Origin of the sequence: Lampropedia aestuarii (assembly GCF_004803635.1) — a bacterium.
GTDB lineage: Bacteria > Pseudomonadota > Gammaproteobacteria > Burkholderiales > Burkholderiaceae_C > Lampropedia > Lampropedia aestuarii.
Window position 1 is genome coordinate 24433 of sequence record NZ_SSWX01000031.1, and the last position, 7215, is coordinate 31647.

The following is a 7215-nucleotide window of genomic DNA, read 5'->3' on the forward strand; positions in this document are numbered from 1 at the left end:
CTAGCAACTAAAAGTCCAATAAAATATGGCTATCGGTGTTTAAAAGTAAGCTTTATGGCTTAAATCAATGGTTTAAGCCAGCCGATAACCGCTAGCCAAGCCGCAGTGCATCGATTGCACCAGCCATTGCGCACATGAAACGCTCATCAAACAGAGCTGATCAATGTTCAATGGCTCAATTCTCTGGAATCGCTGAATTCCACAATCCCTGATCAAAGTCATTGCTGACCGTGCCGCAAGCGCCCAGCAGGACGAAGAACGACCTCCTTAGTCGATATGGTTTCAATACAAGGCTTTCAGGTCGCGCTGCTGCATGGCTTTTTTTTTTGAGTGTTTTTCAAGGAAAGCGTATGAGTCAACCTTCCACCCCACAGACTACCCCAGGCACTATCACTACTGCATACAAACGTGTGGCACAAGCTGAGCGTTGTGACGATGCCTTGGCATGCATTGCAATGATTGCCGGGCAAACATTGCAAGAGGTCACGGCTGTGGCCCAAGTCATGGGTTATCCCAAACAGGGGCCAGCCTATATCCCCGAAGCAATGATCGCCAAAATTGCCATGAAGTCAGCTCAGTTGGTCGTTTCTGACTACAAAGACTTTGTGAGCTTTGCTGCATTGCCTGACCTGGCATTTTTGTATGTCGACTACGACGAGCAAATGGAGATCAGCAGGCTTGTACTGTGGCACCGGCCAACCCCGAGCAAGCTACAGAACCTATCTACAGTGAGCGGCTACATCATCGATCCGGCGTACTGGGTTGATCCAAAGCACCAGATCACCAGAGATGTTTCACATCTGGCCGTGGAATGGTATCTCACCGTGCATTCGGCAAAAACTCAGCCAAGCAAGCCCAAAGCCTAGTCAGTGATGCCTTGAGCGGGGACCGTGCCGTATCAAGGCTTTGCCAGGGGCACGGTATGGGGCTCAGGCAGCGATGTCATCAACACCTCAGGCTTGAGCCCCAGGCTGTGCGCAATGCGCCAAATATTGAACAGCGACACGTTGCGCTCGCCACGCTCGACCGAGCCAACGTAATTGGCATGCAGGCCAGCGCCTTCTGCCACCTGCTCAATCGTCATCAGCTTCTCATGGCGCAGAGCCCGTAAATGCTGGCCGAACCCGTCTTGCACCGCTTGCAGAAGTTCCTGCTGCGCTGCATCCAAGGGTTGTGGGCGATTGACGACGACACGGGGCATGCGCGCAGTGTTCGCCAATCACCACTATGAGTACACAAACTATAAGTTTGATTTTGTGAATCGTGTGGCAAAATTCATTAAAACCAAACGTAAAGTGTGTTTTTAAGTTATCCATTCAAACCATTCGAGGACAACCATATGTTTTCACACCATGCACGACGCCCACGGTGGGCTTGCGTGGGCAGCGCATTGATATGTGCTGCGCTACTCGCACCAATGACCTCACAGGCGTCATCGTTCATGCAGGCAGCACCACGCTACCCCAGCATGAGCAGCCTTTTACAAGCAGTCGCCAATGGCGAACTTGCGCATTTAAATCCCAATAGCGAGGAGCCGCCAATCATGGCCAGCGTCTGGCAAACCTTGAACGCACCAGCTCCCTTTCCTGGGCAGTTTCGCGATGTGTCAGACGCCATGATGTTGGAGTCCACCTTGATGGAGGCGGTGTATCAAATCAACCAGGCAACCTGGGCGCAGGTTTCTGAGCGTGCACCAGACTTTGGGCATAGCGAGATTGGATTTTCTGATGGGCAATTGCAGCAGTTGGTGCAGCAAAACATCCAAGGCTCATACGCACTCTCTCCCTGTGGCAGGGCGCAGTCGCAATGTGTGCAACGCATTCACCAATGGCTGGCCGAGGTGGCGCAAGCCAGCGTGCAAGGAGCAAGGCAAGAAAGGCAGCGGCGCGTAGCTTCATGGCAAGCGCAGCAGCAAGAACTGCAAGCGAGTCAGCAGCGCGCGCGTGAGGCACAGCAAACCAAGCTTCAGGCTGAGCAAGAGGCAGAGAACGCAGCCATTGCGCAAAGAGCGCAGCGCATTCGTGAACAGGAAGCGCAAAAGCAAGAACAACGCAACACCCGAGTGGGAGGATAAACATGCATTCACTTTTTCTTCAGACATGCCGCCCAGTGCAGTGGGCTGTTGGATTGGCAGCCGCTTTGGCTCTGCAAATCAGCCAGGCTGCTACTCCACCCGCTTGTGACTCCAAGAATGTGAGGCTGTATTTGGCTGAATTGATTGCGAACAGTGCCATGGAAACCACTTATGGCGCAACCAAAGAAGGCGACTTGCCTGAGCTATCGGCGCTGTTTTATGACAAATCGGTCACCACAGTGCGCCAGTCAGTTGAGCTCGGCTATGACAAAAACACGGACAAAAGATTTTGCCAAGCAGTTGTGCATATGCAGTTTCCAGAAGGGAATGCTGGAGCCGTTTTAATGGGCGCTTCGGTTTACGGCTTCATCGACACCAAAGGAGTCAAGGTTGCACAGGGTGGATCGGTCCAAGAGCGCATTGAGTTTGCTGTGCAGGATGCAAATACTGGAGAAGACCACTTCTACTTGAACGCCGACATGCCAGGCTTGGTGCAGTTGATGGGCTTTGGCCATTCGATGTTTGTGGTGAGCCACCGCCGAGCCGGTCATTGGAGCGGCAGTTATGTGTGCTCAGGTGTGGATGGCGCGACCTCCGGCGCCAGAGGCCCGTTTGAGCAGCCTGTGTCATTTGATGTCAGCAAAGGCTCTAAAGCCGTGCTTGAACGCAGCACGCAAGCCGGAGGATATGAAACCATCAATCTAGAGCTTGGGCAAGCCGTTTCTGGCAAAGGAGAAGGAGCCAATAGTGCTACCGACAAATGGACTGTGGCACTGCAAGGCCACGTTGATGGCACCGCCTTGCAAGCCAAAGGCCAAATCAAAGATCTTGATGGTGAGGTCTTGCGCGAATGCACGCTGCAAATGACGCAAACACCTGCAGGCCTCAACTTTGAGAAGAACTGACGGCTGAGCACGTTCGGTTTCAAAGACATCCTCTGTGAATTTATTTTTATTCAAAAAGCGAATTTGTGATGACGCAACCCGTATCAAACACCTCTCCCAATCCCCCATCGAACACTGTCGATGCTGCTCACGCACCCAATCCCGTTATCGGTCTATCAAGTGAAGAAAAAGAAGAGCGTGCCCGCCAGGCATTGATGCGCGCTTATGTGGGGCAAAAGTACGACAAGTACCAACAGCTATGGGCCAAGTCAGAAACTCGTACCAGTAAACAAAGTTGGAATTGGGCGGCATTTTTCTTGTCGGTCTTGTGGCTGGCTTACCGAAAAATGTATGGCTACGCCGCACTCTGGGTGGGATTGATTGTGCTGGAGGCCATTGCCAGTTATGCGATTGGCTATGACGAAAGCTACTCCACGATTTTTAGCATCGTCTTGACTGTGATTGCAGGGCAACTTGGCAATACCATGTACCTGAGCCACGTCAACGGCAAGATCAAGCACATTCGCAGCACGCAACCCCATACGCATTGGATCAGCATGCTCACCAAAAGCGGTGGCACCAGCTGGGGCGCAGCGATTGGTGTCGCTGTGCTGATTATTGCGCTGCTGTTTGGCGTCGTGATCGCCTTTGAAGGCATGTGACAGCCCAGGGCCATGCATCACATGCACAAGCTATGACAGCAACAACGCCAGCCACCACCACCACGCACCCCATGCGCTAGTGGGGTAAACGTACCAGATCCTTCAGCACCATCGGGGCTGACGGAATAGTTAAATCAACCAATGCCAGCCTCGTGCTGGCATTGCTGCATTTGGAGTTTCAACAATGACACGCAACACTTTTTCTTCCTCGTTTTCTTCATCAACTCAATCCAATGGCAGTGCCTCAACCTCAAGCAAGCGGCCACTGTTTCGCATGGGACAGACTGTGGCAACGCCTGGGGCATTGGCATTGTTTGAAGAAGCAGCATTGAGCGTGCATACCGTGCTTGCGCGGCATGTGTGCGGTGACTGGGCACAGATGAATGCAGAGGATGCGCAAAGCAACCGCGATGCCTTGCAATCAGGCGCGCGAGTGTTTTCTTCCTATACGGTGCATGGACAGACGGTATGGGTAATTACAGAGGCCATCAATGATGCAACAGGCCAGCGTGACAGCACATGCGTATTGCTGCCAGAGGAGTACTGAGATGGGCTTGTATCTTGATGAATCAGTATCAGGGCGATTGGTGCAAAAGTTGCTTGATGCGCTGAGCACTATTCCTGTCGGACCTGATGGCACAGTTGATTGGCAGGCAGCGCCTGCTGCCAAGTTGCAGCGCACGCATGATTTGGCATGGGCTTTGTGCGACAAGATTCCTGCGGCATTGCACCAGTTGGAGGCTGTACTAGACAGCCATGAGGAAATCCATGGGCAGACAGGTCAAGTGGCTCCAGCGGTGTTTATCCTGGTGGACTTGTGGGCGGCATGCCAAATCCTTGCCCATGAGATCAAGCCATTCATCGAGGATTACTTTGTAGCTCCAGAGTCAGAACAGGAAGGCTAAGCATGAGTTCAACGCGCCCATCCTTGCAGCGCTACCTGAATGCTGCCCTGGCAGAAAATACACAAAGGGCCTATGCATCGGATGTGGCGCAGTATCTGAACAGCGGCCGCAAACTACCTGCTACCGCAAGGCAGGTAGCCAACTACCTGGTAGCCCAAGCGGAACTGCTTTCACCACGTACTTTACAGCGGCGCTTGGCAGCCTTAAACCATTGGCATGTGCAACGAGGTTACCCATCGCCAGTGCATTCGCCTTTGGTCGCTGATGTGCGCAAAGGGATTGAACGCTTGCATGGCAAACCTGCCGTGCAGCATGCGCCACTTCTGGCAAAGGATGTGAGGCGCTTGGTCAAACAAGCGCAAAAGCAATCAGCCTTGCGTGCTGCGCGTGATACCGCTTTGTTGCTTTTGGGGTTTTGCGGGGCTTTGAGGCGTTCAGAGTTGGCAGCGCTGCAGGTGGAAGATATCGCTTTTGATCGCAAGGGGATGTGGCTACACATCACACGATCCAAAACAGACCAGTCAGGCGCAGGGCAGCGTATTTTTATTGCCCGCACGAGCGGCGCTGAAGTCTGCCCTGTTGCTGCTCTCAAAGTGTGGCTGAAACAATCACGTATTGAGCACGGCCCAATCTTCAGACGCATTGATCGCAACCAGCAAGTCGGTGATTCGCAAATCACAGCACAGTCAGTGCGCATCGTCATCAAAACCTTGGCTCAGCAAGCATGGGGTGAAGAGAAGGCGCAGCGATTTAGCGCCCACTCCCTGCGTTCAGGGTTTTGTACTGAAGCCGCAATGCAGGGCTGGAATGATTGGCAAATTCGCCAGCAAAGTCGACATCGATCTGTGCAGGTTTTAGCTCGTTATGTCCGTGCGCAAGAGCAGAGGGGGCAGGGTGGCATCTTGTCATGAGAATAACCCAGTCGATGATGGCTTCGAAATTGCATCATTTCCTTGGTCGCCCCCTGGGAAGTGCAACAAGGCCTCGTATGGCAGCAAGTCTGGTGCTTTCTTCATACCTGGTTAGGGTGCGAGTTTTTCCTGTGAGAAATGTATCTAGCAGCTTTGCTGTTTGATTGTCGCTTGCGAATTTTCGGCCTTTTTCGTCAGCTCGCTTTTTGCGTATTAATTGCTTGGGTAATGCATATTGAGTGAGTGCTTTGGTTAGTGCGTCGGTTAGGCCGGCACCGTATGACTCATCGGCAGAGCGAGGCTCGGATGCATAGGCATGATCATCAAGGAGTGGCTTAGAAATTTTTAAAGCATCCACCTCTTTTCCTAATAGCAGCCTTGTTTCTGGGTCGGTTTTATGAAGCTTTACTGTCCACTTGAACTTCGTTGGGCAGGCGCCGAAGGTGGTGTTTGGTGCTGCGAGCAGTTCATCTGCTGAAAAACCGGTGAGATTGCCAAAGCCAAACATTCCTCTGCGTAGCCGCGCCTTACTGCCAGGATGTTTTTTATCGAACGTGTAGAGCAAGACTCCCTTGCGCTCGTTTGCATATTTCCACCCTAAGTACCCGCTCCAAGCGTCAGGTGCAATGTTGATTCCAGCCTCATTAAGTAAACGCATCCAAATAATGGGAGGGAGTTCTGCCTTGCCTGGTAGCTTCTTCTCACACATGAGGGAATACATTTTTTCTGCATCTTTGATCAATAAGCTCATTTCGGCAGGAGTCCATTCGGCATCAGTTTTTAGCTGTTCTTCTGAGTAGCAACCGATGACAGAAAAGTAGATTTTGATGCGATCTTTGATGGCTTTGAGCGGCTCATTGCATTTTGGAGGAAGCACGGACGGTGTGAGGCTTAACCGCAGTAATGCTTCATACCAGAACCAGTTGTCTCGCCAGCTAGCTTTTTTCAAGCGTTGGACACTAAGAGGTCCAAAGGCGAAGAGAGATCCTGAAAAATTCTTGTTCATAAATAAAATTAAATGTGATTTTTTACCTTTTTTATAGCACGACGTAATGTTGTTTAGTGTGAGTTCTTGCGGTGTCTGTCAAGGTAGTTGGAACATGGTTCACGCAGCTTCTAACGTTTCTAGTTCATGGAGCAGAGGTATTTGCTTTTCAGGGTTGAGCCAAACGCTGCCAATTGGCTGCCAGTCGCGTGTATTACCTGACCAGCGAGCTGGATTCTGGGTACGAGCGGCTTGATACAGCGCATGGCGACGAGCCAGGATGGATTGATCCTTGCCCGCGTGGCGCTGAGCAGGCGTGACGTAACGGATCTCGCTATGCCGATGCACGTCGTTGTACCAGTGCACGAAGTTGCCCACCCACCGCCGGGCATCTCTTACATCAGTAAAGCCAGTTGCAGGGAAGGCGGGGTGGTATTTACAGGTGCGGAACAAAGATTCAGAGTACGCGTTGTCGTTGGAGATGCGAGCACGACTGTGCGAGGCATTAATGCCCAATTCTTCCAATTTGGCATGGATGGTCGAGCCCTTCATCGCAGAGCCGTTGTCGCTGTGTAAGACCAAGCTGCGGTGGCCGCATTGCTCACGCAGTACCGCCCGTTGAATCACCTGCGCACTGTTGGCCATGTTTTCAGATTCAAAGACCTCATGGCCCACGATCTTGCGGCTATAAATATCCACGATCAGGTACAGGTAAAAGAACTGACCACGAATCTGGGTTGGCAGGTAAGTCACATCCCAACTCTGAATCGACCAGTATTTCCTAGACAGTTTTG

Annotated in this window: 10 protein-coding genes; 7 read left to right on the forward strand and 3 right to left on the reverse strand. The window is 51.9% G+C overall.

The genetic code is table 11. The features are described 5' to 3' along the window. Positions 1–350 precede the first annotated feature (350 nt). Positions 351–866: a hypothetical protein gene (locus E8K88_RS16665; RefSeq protein ID WP_136407809.1), complete on the forward strand. Its 516-nt coding sequence runs from the start codon at positions 351–353 to the stop codon at positions 864–866. A 32-nt stretch (positions 867–898) separates the two neighbouring features. Here E8K88_RS16665 and E8K88_RS16670 read toward each other — a convergent pair whose 3' ends face one another. Continuing rightward, the gene (locus E8K88_RS16670; protein WP_136407810.1) at positions 899–1201 is read right to left on the reverse strand and encodes a helix-turn-helix domain-containing protein; all 303 of its coding nucleotides are present in this window, start codon (positions 1199–1201) and stop codon (positions 899–901) included. Positions 1202–1468: 267 nt separating this feature from the next. Between E8K88_RS16670 and E8K88_RS16675 the strand changes: the two genes are divergently transcribed. The 6 genes from E8K88_RS16675 to E8K88_RS16700 all read left to right on the forward strand — a co-directional run bounded on the left by E8K88_RS16675 (position 1469) and on the right by E8K88_RS16700 (position 5436). After that, positions 1469–2074 carry a hypothetical protein gene (locus E8K88_RS16675; RefSeq protein ID WP_168797376.1) on the forward strand — a complete coding sequence of 202 codons (606 nt, stop codon included), beginning with the start codon at positions 1469–1471 and terminating at the stop codon, positions 2072–2074. 158 nt (positions 2075–2232) lie between these two features. Further along, complete coding sequence (locus tag E8K88_RS16680) at positions 2233–2979, forward strand: hypothetical protein (RefSeq protein WP_136407812.1); 747 nt, start codon at positions 2233–2235, stop codon at positions 2977–2979. Between the two features lie 68 nt (positions 2980–3047). Next, complete coding sequence (locus tag E8K88_RS16685) at positions 3048–3620, forward strand: DUF2628 domain-containing protein (protein ID WP_136407813.1); 573 nt, start codon at positions 3048–3050, stop codon at positions 3618–3620. Between the two features lie 184 nt (positions 3621–3804). Next, positions 3805–4167, forward strand: a complete 363-nt coding sequence (locus E8K88_RS16690; RefSeq protein ID WP_240754576.1) for a type I restriction endonuclease subunit M — start codon at positions 3805–3807, stop codon at positions 4165–4167. Between the two features lies 1 nt (position 4168). After that, positions 4169–4525 carry a hypothetical protein gene (locus tag E8K88_RS16695; RefSeq protein WP_136407814.1) on the forward strand — a complete coding sequence of 119 codons (357 nt, stop codon included), beginning with the start codon at positions 4169–4171 and terminating at the stop codon, positions 4523–4525. A 2-nt stretch (positions 4526–4527) separates the two neighbouring features. Beyond that, on the forward strand, positions 4528–5436 hold the full coding sequence (locus E8K88_RS16700; RefSeq protein ID WP_136407815.1) for a site-specific integrase: 909 nt from the start codon (positions 4528–4530) through the stop codon (positions 5434–5436). Positions 5437–5470: 34 nt separating this feature from the next. On the opposite strand, the gene E8K88_RS16705 is transcribed toward E8K88_RS16700, so the two are convergent. Both E8K88_RS16705 and E8K88_RS16710 read right to left on the reverse strand, forming a co-directional pair. Then, on the reverse strand, positions 5471–6442 hold the full coding sequence (locus tag E8K88_RS16705) for a hypothetical protein (protein WP_136407816.1): 972 nt from the start codon (positions 6440–6442) through the stop codon (positions 5471–5473). 99 nt (positions 6443–6541) lie between these two features. Next, on the reverse strand, positions 6542–7215 hold a 674-nt coding region (locus tag E8K88_RS16710), incomplete at its 5' end, for a DDE-type integrase/transposase/recombinase (protein WP_136407817.1).